Genomic DNA, 17568 nt, shown 5'->3' on the forward strand with positions numbered 1-17568 from the left:
GCCACGGCGCCATCGGCCGAGGATCCCGGCAACGCATGCTCCACCTCGTCGAAACGGCCCACGCGCAGATCGCGCCCAACGGAAGCCTCCACCTCGTTCACGCGGTGGAGGGCCTGCCCTCGTCGGCCTCGCCGAACGATTGGGCGGTTGAGGTGATGGGAGCCTCCGAGACCAGGCTTTCGGAAGCCCCGCGGTCGACCGAGACTCCTGCTTCTATACACGTCCGAGCGGGCAACCCGTCGCAGCTCATCGTCGCCATCGCAAAGGAGATGCCGCCGATCTCGCCGTGATCGCCTCTCGCCGCGACGACGTGCTCCACCGCGTCTTCGCCTCGGTCGTGGACCACGTCGTGCAGCGCGCACCATGCACCGTGCTCGTCTTGCGAACCATCCGATGAGCCGCGGGCTTCACACGACCGTCTTCGCTTCAGCCTCGTTGGCCTGACCGGCGGCGACGTCGCGACACATTTCGGCGGCGTGCGACAACGTTCGTGACCCGGCCTCACACAGTCGCGCCACCTCTCTAGGATACTCCTCCAGCTCGCCCTCGACATAGTCCGAAAGAACCTCGACCGCATCACCGTGGTCGATACTGCGGGCAAGTCGAGTCGGAAATTCAAAGCATCGAAGCCCTCGCCGGGCGGCGGACGCCGTCAAATCCGCAGTGACCGCGGCCGACCGGCAAAGATCTCGTCTTGAATCAGAGCGCCCGCGCGAAACGCGGGTGCGAGGTGAAATTAGATGTGGCGCTTGGATATAGGCCGCGTAGATATGGCATGTGGTGCTCCGATTGTGGGATGCGGGTTCGGCTCGAGCATCGACGGTCATTCCGTTCTGACTGCACTGCGTCCCGACACGGCCGTGACGGCAATGCCGTAGAAGACATGAGGAGAGCCATCGGGTGCATGGGGAACTCCTGGGGCTTCATAGAGCCGATTTCCCACCAGTCCGAATACTTTTGGAGAAGACCACGCGTGGAGCCGTTCGCTTTGTCGCGCCTCGCTGTCAGGAAATTCCTCGAACCTGCCTTCGACGACGATGCTCGTCCACCCGCCGGCGCTCGAACGCTGCTCGATGTGTAGGCAGACCTTGTCGTTCCCCGCATCCAGTCGAGCTTTTTGCCGGGCATGGTGAAGCTATAGGCGACGCCGTTGGAAAAGGCGAAATAGATCGCCGCCACGTAGAGCTGCCCATCCTTGCAGCATGCCAGATGACCGAAACGCTCGTTCTCCAGGATGCGGTAGCACTCACCGGGGTTGATCTCCGTCAGATTGATCGTCATGGCCGTATCCTCCAGCTTCGATGAAGGCGCGATTATAGGAGCTTCATTGCGCCGCGGCCTTGACCAAGCGCAATGCGAACTCTCTCAGCGGCATGCATCATGACGGAAGTTTAACCTCAGGAGGCAAGCATGAAGCCGCAGTTCCATCTCCCGTTGTCGACCTATCCCGACGCGAGTTCCTTCGCCATAATCGACAATGCTATCGGCCTCGCTAGGCAAAATGACGCCCATCTCGTCGCCAGTATTCCACAAGTCCGGATCCCCCAGGTCCATCCGCCCTTTCCCACCGTTATCGATGTCGAGACATGGCGGGGACAAGCAGAACGGTATAGCCGGGACAGCGGGACTTCGCTGCGGGGACACATCGCCGACGCTATTTCGGAAACTGGCTTCGAGGTGCGAATCCACGGATTCGAGGTCAGGGAACCGTTCGTCTATGAACGCTTTTCTGAAATTGCCAAGTGCTACGACCTTTCCATCGTCGAAGCCTCGGAGCTCTCCCGGCAACTCTCCGAAACGCTGCTATTCGGAAGCGGCCGTCCGCTCGTGCTATTTCCAGCCACCAGCGTCTACTCTCGTGTGGACACGATCGCCGTCGCCTGGGACGGCAGCGCCACCGCAGCGCGCGCCCTTTCCAGCGCACGGGTCTTCATCGAACGCGCGATCAAGGTGCAGGTCATCTCGATCACCGACGACAAGGAGATCGACGAGGCGAACCGCGCCCTCCTGATCTCTTCGTTGAAGCATTCGGGACTCGACGTGGATGACGTATCGATCCAGGCAGGCGGCGAGACCGCGACAGGCGCCATCCAATCGGCCGCGCTGGAACGAAAGGCGGACCTTCTGGTCGCGGGCGGATTTGGCCATTCGCGGCTTCGTGAGTTCATCCTCGGCGGCGTCACTCGAGAACTTCTCGTCAAGGCCGAGCTACCAGTGCTTCTCGCCCATTAGAGGGCGCGAAGGGCGTTAGAATGACCGCGACGTCGATGGCCTCCTGAAGCAATGCCCCGCCGACTGGCGGAAGGTATTGAAGCCGGTCTTCGAGCGTGATCGTGCCAGCCGGCGTGCCGTCAAACACTACCTTGACACGCATTGCGCTGCCTGACCCGTTAGGCCCGGACGGCGGCGCCTCTGCGAAATAGGCGTCTCCTCCGACGCCGACGCGCACGCCATCGACGATTCCGGATCCCGCGGTCTCGGTCACCTCCGATGGGCGGCTCACTACCAACCCACGTCTATGCGCCTCGTCCACCAGCGCGCGTCCGACCACATGGCCCGACGCCTGGTCCAGCGAGGCGGCCAGCCGCAGGATCCTGTTAGGATGCTCCGATCCCTCGATGTGGCCGACTTCGGGCTGTCCCGCGGTGAGCGTCCCCGTCTTGTCGAACACCGCCACGGTGGCCTGGACGAGTGCCTCGAGAGGTCCCGCACCCTTCACCAGAACGCCCTCCTTCGCAAGTGCGACGGGTACGGCCAGGATCAACGGACAGGGCGTGGCGACGACCAGCACGGCCACGATCCTTGACAGGTCTCCGGACATGAACGCCGAGACGCCTGCAATCGCTACCGTGGCGAACAAGAACCACACCGAGAACCGGTCGGCCAGTCGCATCAGCTTCGCCTTGGAGCGCCTCGATGCTTCCACGAGCCTCACTATTCCGGTATTCCGGCATAGGTGCTGTCTCGGCGCGACTTAGAACGCGGATTTCGATCACGTCCCCCTCGTTCGTAGCGCCACTTGAAATGTTGCCATCCCTCGCGATGCGCACCCTTAAGGGCTCTCCGGTCAGGACCGCCTGGTCGATCGTCGCGACTTCGCTGACGAGAGCCCCGTCGGCCGGTACGACGTCGCCCTTGCGTATCAGGAGCACGTCGCCGACCGCGATCTTCTCGATTGACCCCCTTGCTATGTAGATCAGCGCTTCGCCTGCCCGGCGCTGGCCGGGGCCAGATCTGAGACCGTGCGATGCAGATATTCGGCACAGGACCCCGCAGGACCATATTCATCTTCATTGTCTTCACGACTTCGAATCAAATCAACTGCTTAGCCTTGAAAGACGGCCTATTCTCCAAACGGAAGTTCAATTTCTTCGCCGTTTCTTTTTCCGCCCTCGGTCAGGACCGTGTTGAGCCGCTCGGCATCTTGTGCTGGCAGCATTCCCGCCCCGGTTCGAATACCTTCTCGCCATGTAGGCCCGCGCCTCCATGCTTCGTTGTAGACGAGCGCCAAGTCAGTAGATCGCCTTGTCTGCTGCAGCGCTTCGAAGAGCAGCGCAGCTTGTCGGATGTCCTTCTCACGCTTCGCCGGCCCCTGCCCGTCCGTGTTTCGGCGGCTGGCGACTATTAGCTTGTGGACGGCATACCGGGACGGATCAGGGACGACGACCGGAACACCGCTTCGGTGGAGCAGCATTGTCCTGACGGGTTCCCTTATGAGGAAGTCGAGAAAGCGCAGTGGATCCGCGCTGGCGCCACCAAGAGCGGGCATCTTCGCCGGCTGATCGATGTAGTCATCCGAACCACGGTTCGACGTCAGGAACTCAACCCTGTAGCCGTCGGCATTCTGAAACGCTGACGAGACCGCGGCTCCCGATCGATGTGGAACTGGACGAAAGCTGGCGTCGACGCCCTGCAGCAACTCAAGGATCGAAGGCAGACTATCTTCGACCTCCCGACTGATGGCATAGTCCTGGGCGATGTCAGCATCGCCGGTCAGGATCGCAGCCATGGGAAGACGGACACCGAGCAGTCCTGAATAGCACTGAAAGGCCACCGTGCCTATGAGAATACCCCGGAGCCGAAAGAGACCGCCATCGGCAAGAGCCTCGACGATATCGCCCGACATGGCGTCAGGGGCGATCATCCCGCCTTCGCGGGTCAGGGTATTTACCAAGCGCCTGCGAGCGCGTAGATCGTCCTTGTCCCGCTTATGATCAGCTACGCGCTGTGCGATAACCGGATCATCAGCGGAACCGACGTAACGACGTTTCGTACCACCATGTCCATCCGGGATGTCGAAATACCAGTACTTGCGCCCCTTGATGTTTGCCGGGGTGAACCGACCCTCCGGAGGGAAATCGGCCGTCCAAGCGGCGTCGAGCGAGCGCTGACCGAGCTCAGCGAGCATCGTCTGATACATGAGGTCGATGGACTTCATAGCTCGACTCCAGGGTTATACTGTTTTTCAAAAACAGTATAACCGTCGTGAGGATAGGTCGCAAGATAGGATGCCGCCTCTATCGTCTTGAAAGGACACCTGCAACAAGCTTAAAAGGCAGGCAGCGCGTCACGCTCATGGTTCAAACCGCTCCAGCATTTTTCTCAACTGCGCGTTTTGCAACGTTAGCTTTCTGGCCAGCTGATCCCTGAGCATCCTGATCTCGTCATCGAGGCTCATCCCGTTTGCAGTTTGGATAAATTGGGGATCGTTCGCAATCGCCACCGCTTCCTTGCTGCGGCTCCTTTGCTCGCGCGGTGCGACCTCGGCAGTTCGCTTGATCCAAGCGGCATCATGTGCAGCGGTGGCGTTGATACCCGTACCACCGGATATAGCGGGATCAGCGACCTCCACGATTTCGGCAACTTCGCCGTCGACCTTGTCGTGGACATCGCTTTCGGCTTCTTCGGAATGCACAGGCTTGAGGGAAACTGCACCGGGTTGACCGTGACGAGGTAGCTCCGCGCCTGCCGGCCGACCATCGCTATTCAGGCTGTCCTCGGCAGGCGTTTCAGTCGGACCAGAACTAGGCAACGCCTCCGGCGAAACCTTCTCGGTCGAGCCGTTTTTTCGCTTTTGTTCGCGTCCCGGTGAGACCAGTCGGGCAAGAAATTTCCAGGGAGACGCCATCTATCCGACCTCGCGTTTTATCCCGCAAGCAGGCAGTAAGTCTTCATTCCGGCAACAGCTCACCGTCGCCAAATTTTATCTCTTGATAAGCATGGAAATGCGGCCGGCGATTGACCAGCTGCTTTTATCAATCGAGTTTGAGCCGTTTGCGCAGATCGGCATTTTCAGCGCGAAGTTTTTCAGCCAGAAGCTTGCGCAGCCGCTGATTTTCCTCTTCTAACTGCAGGAGGTCCGCCATTTCATCGATCGCTGTCGTCGGCGCGGCCGAGGCTGTCTGCACCGCCTTCGGAGCACGGCGCACAGGTGCGCGTTTGGCGCTCGCCGCAGCTTCGATCACCTTTGTCTTGCGCCCTCTCCTCTTCACACCACCGGCGCCGGCCAGAGCAGCTGCTGGCTCTGCCGTAGTGTCAGCTGACGCGGTTTCGAGTGCCGCGGCTTTCTTGGCCCTGGGTTTGCGCTGTTTCTTCGGCGTAATTGGCGTTTCGACAACGGCCGGCACATCGGCACTGGTTGCAGTATCAGTCTCGTCGGCCATGCTTATCTCCTGTGCATCTGATGCAGTTGTCGACGGCTCAAGAGGCGGTGTCAACAACGACTCAGCCTGATCTGGTTTTGGTAGAGAAATTTCGCTGTCGGATTTGCCACTCTGAGAGCTATCCGACAGAAACGGCATTGCCTCTTCGTCTAGGTCGCGAGCGACGGACTTTAGGTCCACGTTGCCCCAGATCGAGTTCGACCTAGTATCGAGTTTTCGTCTGCCGCTTTTGTACTCGACGGCAAAACTGCGTTGCACTTTTTTCAATATAAAAGGCCTTGAAAATTCATTGGATGATTTGGTGATGGGGTGGTATATCCGAAATAACGATTACCGGACTGCCCGTCTATAGCCACGCTCAAATGTCCACCTCACCTTTCCAGGAGCAGAATTCGTGGCCAGTCGAATGGGGGATGAGACGGGTGAGGCTACATTGGCCCTGAACGAAGTCAAACCGTACTGATTCAAAAGTTGCACGTGGGCAACTTATCGGCGAGCTTCCTTGTTGTACATCGCCGGAGTCTTAAAAGATTTTCCGCCAACCCCGACGCGGTCTATGTAGCGCATCCAGAGCGCCGGCGTTGCCAGCGCGCACGGGCGAAGGCCAGATCGATCGGCACCACCGTCGTCACGCATGAACTGCCGAACCCTCAATCGAAGAAGCAATGCGCCTGTCAACCTTGTCTTTCTTTGCTCGCCTGCCGGGCCAGTTCCCTTCGATCCGTTATGCGATCTTCCTCGGCACCACAATCGGCGTGGTGACGAAGCTGATAAGGAAATGTCGCTGGGCGGGCACAGTGTTGTATCTTCAAATATGGAAGCCAAGATCGTTGCGACCCCTTGGGCAGAAGTGGGGCGGAGATCGACCATGATCGTCCCGTACCGCGAGGAATGCCGCCAGCTCCAATCATCGATGCCCATAACCCGCGGATTTCCGACGAAGCCATTGAGAAATGGGAAGGTAAGCCGCTTTACACCTTCGCCGGAGACAAGAAGCCCGGCGATATGACCGGTCGTCAGCAACCGGCGTCAGCGCCCCTCCCAGCCGATGCGAGGTGTAGCAGAAGCACGGCGTTCGGCGATTCGAGCAGCGAAGCCGGCACACTCGCTTGTCGGATATCGTCCCGCCGAGCAGCCGCCCAGAGCGGCGAGGCCATTACCCTGACGCCTTCTGCGCCGCGCTCATCAATTCCACAGCCGATGGGTTTTTATGCGCCGGCACAGATTGTGTGATGCGAGAGCACACAGCGTCGAGGTTCGGTCGGTCTGCATCAACGGGCTTCAAGGAAGCCGAGGCCATCCGATTGCGGAAGATGCTGGACAAGCTGCGCTGGAAGCGAAAGCAGCCGCCCCTGCCCTATTCCTGAAGTGCCGCTATTGTCTGGGTCGAGCCGACCCTGGTCGCCGAGATCGAGTTTCCTGGACAGCTGATGGGAAACTTCGCCATCCATCCTAACAAGCGGAGGTGGCGTCTAAGGTGAAATACGCCGACTTCAACCAGATCACCCCGCAGCAAAAAGGCTCCGACGACCCTTCCGGCCATTGCGTACGGACCCAGAACAGATCGTTAGCCTGCGGCTGACGCCATTCGTTCGGCCGCGGCTCACACAGCGCCACTTGGCGTATTCAAAAGCGCCGAGGCTCTTCGCGCAGCGTTGGAAGAGCGAAGCCATTGAATCTTGTGAAGCATTCGGTTGCGCCGCGCGCGGATTTCAACTAGGTTTCGCAGCGAGGCAGTACGCGCTGCCTTGGGGTGTGGAAACCCCTACAAGCGGTTGGTGTCGGCCGATTCGACACCACACTCCTTGACCTTCGGTCGAGGAGCCTGTGGCGTATGTCCAGGTTCCTCGGAACTAAAGGCCACAGGACCGTCTTGTACGGTTTCCAACTCCCCGATCAGTGGGTTGAGCGAGTTTTCAGCGGGGGCGCACCGCGTGAAACTCTCCATCGGGGTGTCCACCATGAAGCGCTATGCAGCAGCACAGGTCCGGACTTCGAGGCCTGCGCAAGCCGAACAGTCGAATGTAGCGCGCGAGTTGGTGCATCCAGTTGATCGGCATGTCGGACAGCAAATCCGTATCCGCCGAATGCAGTCGAATGTATCCCTAGGGGATCTCGGCGCCGGCATCGGGGTCAGTTTGCAGCAGGTACAAAAATATGAAAGCGGTAAGAACCGCGTCAGCGCTTCGATGCTCTACGAGCTTGCCAATTGCCTCAAGATCCCTGTTTCGAGGTTTTTCGAAGGCCTTCCAGATCCCGAAACCACTCAGGGCCAGCAAATCATAACAGAGATCGATGAGAAGATTGCCTACATTTCCACGGCGGAGGGACGGCGTCTGATAGACGACGTCTTGCTCCTTTCCCCGCGTGTGCGCAGCCGGGTCGTTGCCCTCGTCAGCTCGATTGTCGATGAAGAGATGGAAGAACAGAAGTAAGCATCCGAGAGGGCCACTCAGGCGGCTTGATCTGTCGGTGGCGTAAGAGGTATTTGTGGAACTTCAGTGGCTCAGCCGTGGCTGGGTAGGTTCGATTGGTAGCGGTCCGTCTGTGGATACAACCGACACGATATCTGTATAGTCATTTATTGATGGGTTGTTATGACGATAGGGCAGGTTCGACTCTTGCTATGGGTGAACGTTCTAGGCTGTGTGATGCAGACAATTGGACTTAGGTTGTCGGCGTGAGAAACGGTTGAGCGTAAAGTCTACAAGGCACCTCTGAGGCTAATAGCCTCGACGACTGTGCGTTCTGTTCGATGGCCGTAAACTCCGATCAACATCAGCGATGTGACAATCGTCGTGGTTATCGTCGATGTGATGAGGCTCCGCCTAACTTTGTCAGGCGTTCGAGAAATTACAAAAAGTGCTCCCCCGATCAACAATCCAAAGATCGTTTGAACACCGATCCCGCCGATCAGTTCACCGAAAAGGAACCAGAAACCGAGGTAAGGCTCTGTGAACATCGAGTCATCGCCCCAATGCAACCGCATCAGCTCGAGGACTAAGAAGGCGACAGCCCCAAAAATAAAAGAAAGGCCGACAAATCTCAGCATTTTACCCTCCATACGAGAACGCGACCTTAGCTGCAACTTGCTTTGAATCTATGAAGAGAAATGATAAATTGCCGAACTGGCCAAGAACGTGAACACCATGGCAGCAGGCAGACGTCCCGCGCGGTCTCCCCAATCCACCGAAGCAGGACTTCGAGACGGCCATTGACGCCGTTCACGTTGTAACTGGCGATCACCGTCAGTGGCGATCAATCTCGGCCTCGACTTTTTTGCGGCTGTTACCGGCAGACTTGACCGCCTTCTTGACCGTATCCTTCGAAACGTTTTCCTTTTTCGCCTCGTATGCGACTTCATGCTTCTGACCGGCGGCGACGCGCGCCCGGTCCTGATTTCGTCCACGTGATGTAGTAGCCATGATAGAGCCTCCTGTGTTTCGGACCATCTAAAAACGAACGCGGATTCAAGAAGTTCCGGCCAATTCGTGCGGTGCAAGACATTCGTCGCAGGTGCCGCAACCGGGTGACCTCGATCCTGCACCGCAAAGACCTCCGCGGTGTCGCTCCGGCCGACTGGTAGTTGCTGGCTTCTCAAGGACGATAACGAAATCGAAGCTGCTGAGCACGTCTCTCCGCTGGGCGGGAAGCTGTCGATCAGCAAGGTGCAGGACGAAATCGGTTATCCCGTCGACCCGGCAGCTCAGTGAACGGCAGCCGACGTCGGCGCGTTTACGCGCGTCGCCCACCTGCCGACATAAGTGCCGATGAGCAACGTTGTGACATCCTCTAACGATGTCGCGCCTTCGTTGAAGAACTCGATGGCGGCCGAGCACAAGGTTTGCGACGCCTGGTCGTCGGGTTCGACCTCGTAATAGCGGTACCAAGCCTGTACCGCTTCCGAAAGCATGCGGAAGTGTTCGTCGTGCGTTGGCATGTGACATCCTCCAGCTATCGACATAGCGGAGGAGCGATCTACAACAAGACCTCAGTCTCCAACTCTTCGGGATCCTGACGGCGGTCGTTCCCCACTCAAAGGACGCCACAGTCGAGAACGGTCACCTCATTCGGCTTCGGAACATGTACAAGACGAGAGAACCGGTGAGGACTGCTGCGGTTGCGGCGAACATGGCTGTGAAAGCGGGGCTTGGTTCGAGCGAGCGGGCGATCATCCCGAATATCGGGGAAGACGAGGCCACGCCGACAAACCCCAGGCCGTTCAAGACGCCCAAGATCATGCCACGCCTTCGGGCGGAGATGTGCTCTTGTGCTTCCGCTAAGGCAATCGTGTGGCAGTTGCTAATCGAGTACAAGGTGGAGAGCACGATAGCGGCGACGAACACATTCTGCGCCGGATCGAACGCGAGGGCGGTAGTCAGTACGATTGCTACCCCATAGAGCGCCCCGACGATCGATCCCGCCGACCAACGCTTCATTGCCAGAGCTAGAACGACACCCGTCAACGTGCCTGCCGCGCTCACCGCGGCAAAGGCATTTGCCGCCTGCTGGGAAGAAAGCTTGACCACCTCCATGAGGTAGGGCGACGCCCAGGCACTCCTGAACACGGTACCTAGAGATGCACTTAAGAGATAGGTGACAGGAAGATCAGAAACCCGACATTGTTCGGAGAGCGGCTTGCCTCGTCGAGCATCGGGTTTTCCTCGTTTCGATCGGTATTGACTGAGATATAAAGCAAGCCCGATGCCAAGGTCATACAGCACGCCGACGCCGCGACCGCGTATCGCCAACCGAGCATTGAAACAAGCAGCTCGAGCGGCGTTGCGGAGACCAAAGCTCCAAGCGACCCGATGATGGCGACCGTGGTCGCGACCCCGCGCCGCCTTCTGCCACGGAAGTGCCTGCCCATAGTGGAAATAGATCCCCATAATAGCTGGAGCGCAGCCCATTCCGATCAGCCCCTGTCCCAGCAGTGCATGTGCGAATGACGTCGCCGTCGCGATCATCGCCGAGCCCACAGCGCCGCAAAGGGCGAGCGCTGTCATCGGCAATCGGCATCCGAAGCGATCGAAGAGCAAGCCTACTGGCAATTGCATTGCGGCGAAGCATGCGAAGAATGCCGAGGACAGAACACCAAACTGGCATGGAAATAGTAGGAGATCACGTGAGGATGGGACGACAGATGAACTTTGTCGTCGACGCACATGTTCCATGCGCACTATTCCTATGCCGCCACTTTTGAAGCTGGTCGGTGACCTTTTTGGTGTCGTAGGGCTTCGGAAAAAATATGCTGTGATCCGGCATGTCCCGTGCCGACGGCTTCTGCTTGCCCGACACGACGATGATTTGGATGGGCGGCCATCTGTCGCGCACCGCCGCAGCGAGCATCAGGCCGTCCATGCTGCCGGGCATGTCGATGTCCGTAAAGAGGATGCGGATTCCAGGCGTCGCCTCAAGGATCACGATCGCCTCCGACACATTGCCTGCCTCGAATGCCTCGAATCCTGCAGCTTCCACCAGATCGACCGTCTTCATCCGCAGGAACGGCTCGTCCTCGACTATCAATACCTTATGCTTCACTTGCCTACCCGTCGGAACCAGCCCGCACTGGTGAAACTTCAAATGCCGGATCGGGTTCCGCTGAGAATGCGATCTCGAAGACCAGGCCCTCCGGGCGGAAGTCCGAACTGCTTCGGGCGCTGGCCTTCGAGGGGAAAACGCGCTCAATGACTGCGTAGCGTGGCGCAGCGGTATCGTCTTTTCACCGTCCCGGAGCTTCGAGCAGCAGATTGCAGCGCAATGACGATCGAAGTGAGGGTATGCCGGCTGAACTTGATTTGGGACTCGAAGCTTATGCTTGACCGCCTCCAACAGAAGACAGTTTCCTTTGAACGGCGCTGAGCGACTGGTGGTGGTCGCAGCCGCAGTCTTTCCGTGAGCGCGTCAATCGGTGGGCGGCACGGCATGTTTTCGTGCAGGTTATACGGCAGGCAAGCAGACCACTGAACGCCGCTTCGTCTTAAGATCCGGCCGCATGCGCATCACCGTTTGGGCAACAGGCATCATGGAAGCGCCGCCAGGCAAGAAGAGCGTCGTCTGCGAAGAGAAAACCAAGCGGCTCGGCGTTGGCGGCTAACCGCTAACCAGCGACACCACGAAGGAGCCAGCCCGTCGGGGACAGATCGCCCCCTCAGCCGCTTCATCAATGTGATTTGGAGTTTGAAATGGATCAATTCGCTACCGCCGACAACACCTCCGCAGCCTCGAAGCCAGGATTGCGAAGGTTACAGTCTTGAGGACCTAGCCGTCGCCAGCGGACTTACGGTCGAGGAAATCGCAGCGGCCGAGGGACCCCTTCAGATCGTGCCTCATCACCACCTCGAGCGCATTGAGCATGTGATCTCGTAGCTTTCCGTCTGGGTCAATCGCCGCCTTTGCGCAGATCCGACCTGCAAGGAGCGGCATGAGGGCGAGCCACTATCCAGGTGCGGCGACACGAGGCCGCGCGGCAGGAGCGCGACACTAAGCCCTCTTACCGGGGCGTTGCACAACAGGGCGCGATGTCGCTCGAGAAGTAAGCGGCCCCAACGCTAACCTTGCCCCGGAGACCATGGAACCAGTGGGCTTGGCAGCTCGCCTAACGAAGCCGGGAAGACGACAGTCGCCGAACAACGGCGGTCGCGGGGCCGGAGGCGCCAACTCGATCGTTGGCCGTGGCTCAAGCTGTCGCCATCATCGGCTGTATCTCAGTACAGCTGAGGATCCCTGTCCCGCGACATCCGAGAGACAGCAATGACCTGGTCTTCCGGCACCAGCAAATCGTGTTTTTCAGCGAACGCAGCGTACAGGCCGCGTACCGTCTCCGGCTCGATCTCGCCGCGGAGCGCGGCACCGCAAGCCTTGAGAGCGATGGAATGCGCACTATCCCGCAACGACGCCGGCCATTCGGCGAGATGCCGGTAGGCGTCCATCACGCTGCGGACCTCAACGGGAAATCCAAGACCAACAAGAACCGAAACAGGCTGTCTGAACATATCGGGCTTCATCATTCTCTCCTTCCGTAGCCGCGATGTTGATGGGCGCCATCGCGATGGCGCCGTTTGATGTCTTTGCGTTCGAACGTCGCCTGCGCTGTACAGTCGACGGCATCCGATTTGGTTTTTGGCTTTTTCGAATTCAAGAGGAATTGCAAAATAGCTCGTCCTCTCCCTGGCACTGATCCGCCCAGTGCCATGCGGTCGCTTTCAGCACGTCAGAACCACTCGGCCCTCTCTCGGTGGCAACAAAGCTGCTTCCTGTGAAAACATCAATGCGCTGAAGGTTTTGGAGGGGGGCGAAGGAAGGGCAACCTCGTCGACCGTCTTCAGCACCAAGAGAGTGTCATGGCGCCGCATGCGCGTGCGCCGGTTCAACAGCCGAGCTGATGCCGCTTTGGGATTGAATATGGAACGAGCCGCGTCCGCCCGTCGTGCGGTCGCAGCCCCCATGGCTGCTCCACCTCCACATCTGCGTCGTGGCGCCTCTGCTGAAATCAAGGCTCGACATCCGACGGGGGCCTGGCTCAGGCGCGCCGGATTTATGACGTCCACGACGAGTAGCTCGGACTTGAACCCGCTTCTATTCGTTTTGGTACGGTGCCGGACACGGTAGCGATGGGAACATGCAGTTAGGAACTCTCGTGGATGCCTGAGGTTTAGGCCTCGCAAAGACAATCAACCCACAAAGGTGAACTCATGACTTTCAAGATCCTTGCGACGTCAGCACTCGCTCTTGCTCTTGCGACATCTGCCATGGCTCAATCCTCCGGAGGCTCTGGCGGCTCAGGAAGCTCCAGCGGCGGCGCATCGTCCGGCAGCGGTGCGTCCAGTACCAATGGCGGCGCATCGGGCACCAATGCGACGGGCGGCAGCAATATGAATGGCAGCAGCGTTGGTAGCAATTCCACCGGGTCTGGAGCTGACGCCGGCAATCCAACGGATAGCAGCAGCAACTCTGGCGCGTCAGGTGGTGATCCGAACGACTGCCACCGCGCAGCGGGAAGTGGCACCGGCAATCCGACTCCCAATAGTTCCGCACAATCAGGCGCGGCCAATGCTTGCTGAAGTCATCCAGTCTGGCCGGTAGTAGCAAAGGTGCTCCAGGGACAAACGCAGGCTCGCCAGCTTTCGCGGGCCTGGGTGCCACTAGCGACCGCTTTCGACCGACCTTGTTGATCACGCCGAATTGCGATTTCGCAAAGCTGGGCGTCCGAACTCGCCTCAACGTCTTTGCGGTAGTGGAGATGCTTCCAATTACACTGCCTGCGCCCCTGCAGCCTAACGGCTTCAATCTTGTCACGAAGCCCCGCTCAGTCGCCCGCGATGTTGTGGATCGGCATGTGAGCCTCACTAGCAGCGCTGCCCGCTTCGGCGGCGGTATTTTGATGAGGGCGGCCCGGAGCAACATGCGGCGAGCGTCCCGTTCGTCGTTCAATAGAGCGATTAAGTCGAAGATCCCGTTCCCTTCTTTATCAAACTAACCACCCGCGCTATCTCCACGGGCTTGTCGAGGCGCTCTACCGTCTTAAATCGCGGAGGGATTCCACTGGAACCGTAACCGGTGACGAATGCAAAGGGTGCGTTCCGAGCCGCCAGCGCGTCTGCGATCGGGATAGCCGACTCTCCATCGAGATTCAGGTCAAGTATAACAAAGTCCAGGTGATCCGTTTCGTCGAGAAGTGCAAGCGCGTCACTCAAGGCGCCGACCGGCCCAACCACCTGCGCACCGGCACGTGAAAGCGAGCTCGCCAGTTCGTCGGCGATGAAATAATCGTCCTCAACAACGAGAATGGCCAGGCCAGCAAGGGTCTCAACAGTCATCGTGGACTATTCCTTCCGAGGTCGAAAGCTATGGGAGCGAGAATTGTGCAGCGGATGCCGCCGGCGCCCATTTCATAGGTGGTCTTAGCTTTGAGTTGATAGGGGAGTCCGCGCTCGATGAGCTCCCGCCCATAGCCAGAGCCCTGCGCCGGCGCGTCGTCGCTCGGCATGTTTTCAACCCCGGTTTCCACCCACTCCAGGAGCAAGGCTGGCGATCGGCCGTCAGATCCATGCTCGAGACGCCATCGGATCGTAAGACGGCCTTGCGACGATGCCAGCGCTCCGTATTTGACAGCGTTGGTTGCCAGTTCGTGGAGCGCCAGGGCGAATGTCTGGATCGCCCGTGACCGCAATCGGATGCCCGGCGGTCCATCGAGCGTTATCTTTTCCCTGTCGCTGACATGCGCGGCCAATTCCGCCTCAAGCAGATCATCGAACGTAAGCCGTTCATATTCGCCCAGATGCGAGAGAAGACTTTGGACTCTAGCAACAGCGGCAAGCCTGTGACTGAAAGCCTCGGCGAAGTCTTCCAACGTCAGGCTTGACTCGATCGTCTTGAGCGACAGCGACCGTATGACCGCAACGATGTTGCGGGTTCGGTGCTGTAGCTCCGCCAGCATGACCTCCTGACTGGTCTGAAGTTCCTTCAGTTGCTGCACATCAGTACAGGTCCCGAGCCACTCGAACCCTAAGCCACTTCCTGGAAGCGAGCGGCTGTGGTGCCAGATATATTCCCCATCCGAAGCGCGACGGATACGATATTCGCAATCGAGCCCACCCTTGGCTTCCGCGTCCTCCCAGGCCGCCGTCACCAGATCGCGATCGTCGGGATGGACGGCCGCCAGCCAACCCATCCCAAGGCTGTCTTGATTATGTTGTCCTGTAAACCGTTCCCACTGCGGGCTTGACCAGATGCGAAGGCCAACGGATCGCGCCCGCCAGACCAGTTGCGGAACACCCGCTATGAGCGATCGCTGCAAGGCTTCGCTTTCCGAAAGCCGCTGTTCGGTTCGATGTTTCTCGGTGACATCCTGACCGATCTTGAGGAACCCTCTTACCGAGCCGTCCGGGTTTCGCAGGCATACGGTCGAGCCGTCAACGAAAACCTGCGAGCCATCCTTGCGCACGTGCCATCGCACGTCGGGAGCCGAACCTTCGCGTCTGGCCGTCTCGATTTCCTTGCGATCCTCGCCCTTCGCCCGATCTTCGGGAGTGAAGAGTTCGCTGCAAGACATTCCGGCGGCTTCCTTAGCCGTCCACCCGAAGACTTTCTCAGCACCCTTATGCCAGTCGACGATCCGATCCTGCGGGTCCGCGACGAAGATGGCATAGTCGCGGGCATTCTCAACGACGAGAGCGAAACGTTCCGTCGTCGACTGAAGTGCCTGCATCTTGTGGAGCCTGTCGATCACCGGACCGAGGATCGTGGCGTAGGTTCTGAGGAATTGTGTGTCTTCCTCACAGAAATCCCTTGGCTCGACGTCGTCGACCTGAAGCAGACCGAAAGTGCGGTTGCCCGGTAAGAAGATCGGGACGTTGGCGAGCGCGGCGACACCGGCCGCTCGCATGAAATCGGGCGTTTTGAACCGCTCTTCCTTTGTGATGTCCTGAGTGATGACGGGCTCGCCGGTCCGGATTGAAAAGGTCTCGGACGAATGGTCCTCCATGTCGAGCTCGAGACCGACGATGTCAGGCTGCCATCCAACTGCCGCTCGCACGCGCAGCTTTTGACCACCCTCCTGAATTTCCAATACCTTGGAGCGGCGCGTATCGACTGCGTCGCTAACCAGACGACAGGCCTCGCTCAGGATTGCATCCAGATCGTCGGAGCGAAGCGCAAATTCCCCGAAGTCGGCGAGGACTTTCTGGCGCTTGAATAACTGCCCATGATTGCTTCCTCGGGCCTGTCATTTGAATTCCCCCGAACATCCTTATAGACGATCAGTTCCCGACGATGCGCGGCCAGCAGCTGGCATCATTCGCCTGGAAACTGATTTAGCGTTGGCACGGGATTTAGCTAGTCAGTGAAGGAGGCCCTCCCAATCGTATGGCCACTGAACTCGTCTTCGGAACTTACTCGGAGTTATCTGCCCGAGATAAGCGAGCGTCGCCAAATCTGCGGCGACACAGCTGTCCAGTCTCCCCGCACCCCATCTACAATCCAGCCTCCTCCCTCGCCGACCTTGGGGAACCCAGACGCCGCGGCGTTGTTACACGCTCGGACCGCACGAAAATTAGTCTCCTGTACGCTGCGCCCCATATGGCAGTGGTCGTGCGGTCCACCACCCCTAAATCATTCGATCTCGCGATTGGTAGGAACTTGCGGGAACTCTCGACACTGACAGTGGTTAGGCGCTTGGATTGTTGGACAGCGCAAGCCCTGCACTCTTCGCGATCCACCCCTCCGCAGGGGTTCGGGCCGCGCAGTGGCAAGCTTTGGTCCCTTCCCGCTTCGACCGCTGCTGCGCGGCCGCCTATTCATTGAGCTTCAGCGCGACGAGTTCTCCCGCGTGCGATAACTCCAAGGCTGTCCCGCCGATTTCTCGAAGATATCGAGATCGAACTCAGCGTGAGAGAGGCTATCCGGAAAGCACGAGGCTTTTGACCTTCTCATCATATTGAGGAACCAGAGCGCAAGACGGTGGCGATCCGCGCCATGACCGCCACCCTGAAGCACTTGGTACTGCACTGTCAGGGATCCTGCCCTTCTCCTCAGTAGTGAAGATGGCATACTCCAGCGTGCGGCTGACGGAGGGTCTGAAGATGTCGCGACTACGCAAGGAGAAGAGCAAAAAGGGCGGCTAACTCTCGTCATGGAACTCAACGCCCCTTAGGACATTTCTTGCACGCAAATTTGGAGATGAAAAACATAGATCAAATTGTCATGTCAGATACGACCCCAGCAGCAAGCCGCAGGGCTGCTCGTATCTCCAGAGGCGACAGCCTCGAGGAGCTTGCAATTGCGACCGGACTTACGGTGGCGGAAATCGCCGCTGCCGAGGAACCTGGCGAACCGGTGCCGGAGCATCATGTCGAGCGCATCGAGCACGTTCTTGCCTAGCTGAAGGACGTCACCGGGAACTTCG

17 protein-coding genes and 5 pseudogenes are annotated in these 17568 nt (G+C 58.9%); 8 read left to right on the top strand and 14 right to left on the bottom strand.

What is annotated here, in order from left to right:
- Window positions 1–35 precede the first annotated feature (35 nt).
- Together GGD53_RS16490 and GGD53_RS31785 are read left to right on the top strand one after the other, a co-directional pair.
- Window positions 36–290 (top strand): hypothetical protein, encoded by a 255-nt coding sequence (locus tag GGD53_RS16490; RefSeq protein WP_225880286.1) that lies wholly within the window; start codon window positions 36–38, stop codon window positions 288–290.
- On the top strand, window positions 287–397 hold the full coding sequence (locus tag GGD53_RS31785; protein ID WP_244597462.1) for a hypothetical protein: 111 nt from the start codon (window positions 287–289) through the stop codon (window positions 395–397). The genes GGD53_RS16490 and GGD53_RS31785 overlap by 4 nt, the downstream gene beginning before the upstream one ends.
- A 426-nt stretch (window positions 398–823) precedes the next feature.
- Here GGD53_RS31785 and GGD53_RS16500 read toward each other — a convergent pair.
- Window positions 824–1281 (bottom strand): annotated as a pseudogene (locus GGD53_RS16500) (pyridoxamine 5'-phosphate oxidase family protein).
- A 129-nt stretch (window positions 1282–1410) separates the two neighbouring features.
- Between GGD53_RS16500 and GGD53_RS16505 the strand changes: the two are divergent.
- Window positions 1411–2232 carry a universal stress protein gene (locus GGD53_RS16505; protein ID WP_184457667.1) on the top strand — a complete coding sequence of 274 codons (822 nt, stop codon included), beginning with the start codon at window positions 1411–1413 and terminating at the stop codon, window positions 2230–2232.
- 76 nt (window positions 2233–2308) lie between these two features.
- Here the strand turns inward: GGD53_RS16505 and GGD53_RS31790 are convergent.
- The 4 genes and pseudogenes from GGD53_RS31790 to GGD53_RS16525 form a co-directional block, all read right to left on the bottom strand.
- A pseudogene (locus GGD53_RS31790) lies at window positions 2309–3176 on the bottom strand (HAD-IC family P-type ATPase); the annotation flags it as partial.
- Window positions 3177–3343: 167 nt separating this feature from the next.
- Entirely contained in the window at window positions 3344–4438 is a 1095-nt protein-coding gene (locus GGD53_RS16515) for a nucleotidyltransferase family protein (protein ID WP_011053293.1), read from the bottom strand.
- A 135-nt stretch (window positions 4439–4573) separates the two neighbouring features.
- The gene (locus GGD53_RS16520) at window positions 4574–5128 is read right to left on the bottom strand and encodes a hypothetical protein (protein ID WP_040111699.1); all 555 of its coding nucleotides are present in this window, start codon (window positions 5126–5128) and stop codon (window positions 4574–4576) included.
- A 127-nt stretch (window positions 5129–5255) separates the two neighbouring features.
- A complete protein-coding gene (locus tag GGD53_RS16525) occupies window positions 5256–5930 on the bottom strand; it encodes a transcriptional regulator (RefSeq protein WP_012489415.1) in 675 nt (224 codons plus the stop codon).
- 678 nt (window positions 5931–6608) lie between these two features.
- On the opposite strand from GGD53_RS16525, the gene GGD53_RS32400 reads away from it, so the two are divergent.
- The 3 genes and pseudogenes from GGD53_RS32400 to GGD53_RS16535 all read left to right on the top strand — a co-directional run bounded on the left by GGD53_RS32400 (window position 6609) and on the right by GGD53_RS16535 (window position 8098).
- Window positions 6609–6896 (top strand): hypothetical protein, encoded by a 288-nt coding sequence (locus GGD53_RS32400; protein ID WP_432443160.1) that lies wholly within the window; start codon window positions 6609–6611, stop codon window positions 6894–6896.
- A 32-nt stretch (window positions 6897–6928) separates the two neighbouring features.
- A pseudogene (locus GGD53_RS31800) lies at window positions 6929–7119 on the top strand (non-homologous end-joining DNA ligase); the annotation flags it as partial.
- 505 nt (window positions 7120–7624) lie between these two features.
- Complete coding sequence (locus GGD53_RS16535; RefSeq protein WP_040111698.1) at window positions 7625–8098, top strand: helix-turn-helix domain-containing protein; 474 nt, start codon at window positions 7625–7627, stop codon at window positions 8096–8098.
- Between the two features lie 269 nt (window positions 8099–8367).
- Here the strand turns inward: GGD53_RS16535 and GGD53_RS16540 are convergent, their stop codons facing one another.
- The 6 genes and pseudogenes from GGD53_RS16540 to GGD53_RS16560 all read right to left on the bottom strand — a co-directional run bounded on the left by GGD53_RS16540 (window position 8368) and on the right by GGD53_RS16560 (window position 11204).
- The gene (locus GGD53_RS16540; protein WP_040111697.1) at window positions 8368–8715 is read right to left on the bottom strand and encodes a hypothetical protein; all 348 of its coding nucleotides are present in this window, start codon (window positions 8713–8715) and stop codon (window positions 8368–8370) included.
- 101 nt (window positions 8716–8816) lie between these two features.
- A pseudogene (locus tag GGD53_RS31805) lies at window positions 8817–8915 on the bottom strand (exodeoxyribonuclease III); the annotation flags it as partial.
- Entirely contained in the window at window positions 8912–9088 is a 177-nt protein-coding gene (locus GGD53_RS16545; protein WP_080771747.1) for a DUF3606 domain-containing protein, read from the bottom strand. The pseudogene GGD53_RS31805 and the gene GGD53_RS16545, both read right to left, overlap by 4 nt.
- Window positions 9089–9369: 281 nt before the next feature.
- A complete protein-coding gene (locus GGD53_RS16550) occupies window positions 9370–9603 on the bottom strand; it encodes a hypothetical protein (RefSeq protein ID WP_040111696.1) in 234 nt (77 codons plus the stop codon).
- Between the two features lie 121 nt (window positions 9604–9724).
- The gene (locus tag GGD53_RS16555; RefSeq protein ID WP_125461502.1) at window positions 9725–10669 is read right to left on the bottom strand and encodes a hypothetical protein; all 945 of its coding nucleotides are present in this window, start codon (window positions 10667–10669) and stop codon (window positions 9725–9727) included.
- 115 nt (window positions 10670–10784) lie between these two features.
- Entirely contained in the window at window positions 10785–11204 is a 420-nt protein-coding gene (locus tag GGD53_RS16560) for a response regulator transcription factor (protein ID WP_052272668.1), read from the bottom strand.
- A gap of 273 nt (window positions 11205–11477) precedes the next feature.
- On the opposite strand from GGD53_RS16560, the pseudogene GGD53_RS16565 reads away from it, so the two are divergent.
- Window positions 11478–11697, top strand: a pseudogene (locus tag GGD53_RS16565) (hypothetical protein); the annotation flags it as partial.
- A gap of 673 nt (window positions 11698–12370) precedes the next feature.
- Here the strand turns inward: GGD53_RS16565 and GGD53_RS16570 are convergent.
- The 3 genes from GGD53_RS16570 to GGD53_RS16580 form a co-directional block, all read right to left on the bottom strand.
- Window positions 12371–12670, bottom strand: coding sequence for a DUF982 domain-containing protein (locus GGD53_RS16570; protein ID WP_040111693.1), 300 nt, complete (start codon window positions 12668–12670; stop codon window positions 12371–12373).
- 1434 nt (window positions 12671–14104) lie between these two features.
- Window positions 14105–14482: a response regulator gene (locus tag GGD53_RS16575; RefSeq protein ID WP_040111692.1), complete on the bottom strand. Its 378-nt coding sequence runs from the start codon at window positions 14480–14482 to the stop codon at window positions 14105–14107.
- A complete protein-coding gene (locus GGD53_RS16580; RefSeq protein ID WP_342210734.1) occupies window positions 14479–16302 on the bottom strand; it encodes a PAS domain S-box protein in 1824 nt (607 codons plus the stop codon). The genes GGD53_RS16575 and GGD53_RS16580 overlap by 4 nt, the downstream gene beginning before the upstream one ends.
- 1064 nt (window positions 16303–17366) lie before the next feature.
- Here GGD53_RS16580 and GGD53_RS16585 point away from each other — a divergent pair.
- Window positions 17367–17543, top strand: a complete 177-nt coding sequence (locus GGD53_RS16585; RefSeq protein WP_244597471.1) for an XRE family transcriptional regulator — start codon at window positions 17367–17369, stop codon at window positions 17541–17543.
- Window positions 17544–17568: the final 25 nt, after the last annotated feature.

This window comes from Rhizobium aethiopicum, assembly GCF_014197535.1.
Lineage (GTDB): Bacteria > Pseudomonadota > Alphaproteobacteria > Rhizobiales > Rhizobiaceae > Rhizobium > Rhizobium aethiopicum_A.

Excerpts from the sequence above, each read along its gene's own strand:
- GGD53_RS16490 (WP_225880286.1), top strand. The coding sequence starts at position 36 with ATGCTCCACCTCGTCGAAACGGCCCACGCGCAGATCGCGCCCAACGGA.
- GGD53_RS16505 (WP_184457667.1), top strand. The coding sequence starts at position 1,411 with ATGAAGCCGCAGTTCCATCTCCCGTTGTCGACCTATCCCGACGCGAGT.
- GGD53_RS16515 (WP_011053293.1), bottom strand. The coding sequence starts at position 4,438 with ATGAAGTCCATCGACCTCATGTATCAGACGATGCTCGCTGAGCTCGGT.
- GGD53_RS16520 (WP_040111699.1), bottom strand. The coding sequence starts at position 5,128 with ATGGCGTCTCCCTGGAAATTTCTTGCCCGACTGGTCTCACCGGGACGC.
- GGD53_RS16535 (WP_040111698.1), top strand. The coding sequence starts at position 7,625 with ATGAAGCGCTATGCAGCAGCACAGGTCCGGACTTCGAGGCCTGCGCAA.
- GGD53_RS16540 (WP_040111697.1), bottom strand. The coding sequence starts at position 8,715 with ATGCTGAGATTTGTCGGCCTTTCTTTTATTTTTGGGGCTGTCGCCTTC.
- GGD53_RS16545 (WP_080771747.1), bottom strand. The coding sequence starts at position 9,088 with ATGGCTACTACATCACGTGGACGAAATCAGGACCGGGCGCGCGTCGCC.
- GGD53_RS16550 (WP_040111696.1), bottom strand. The coding sequence starts at position 9,603 with ATGCCAACGCACGACGAACACTTCCGCATGCTTTCGGAAGCGGTACAG.
- GGD53_RS16555 (WP_125461502.1), bottom strand. The coding sequence starts at position 10,669 with ATGACAGCGCTCGCCCTTTGCGGCGCTGTGGGCTCGGCGATGATCGCG.
- GGD53_RS16570 (WP_040111693.1), bottom strand. The coding sequence starts at position 12,670 with ATGAAGCCCGATATGTTCAGACAGCCTGTTTCGGTTCTTGTTGGTCTT.
- GGD53_RS16575 (WP_040111692.1), bottom strand. The coding sequence starts at position 14,482 with ATGACTGTTGAGACCCTTGCTGGCCTGGCCATTCTCGTTGTTGAGGAC.
- GGD53_RS16585 (WP_244597471.1), top strand. The coding sequence starts at position 17,367 with ATGTCAGATACGACCCCAGCAGCAAGCCGCAGGGCTGCTCGTATCTCC.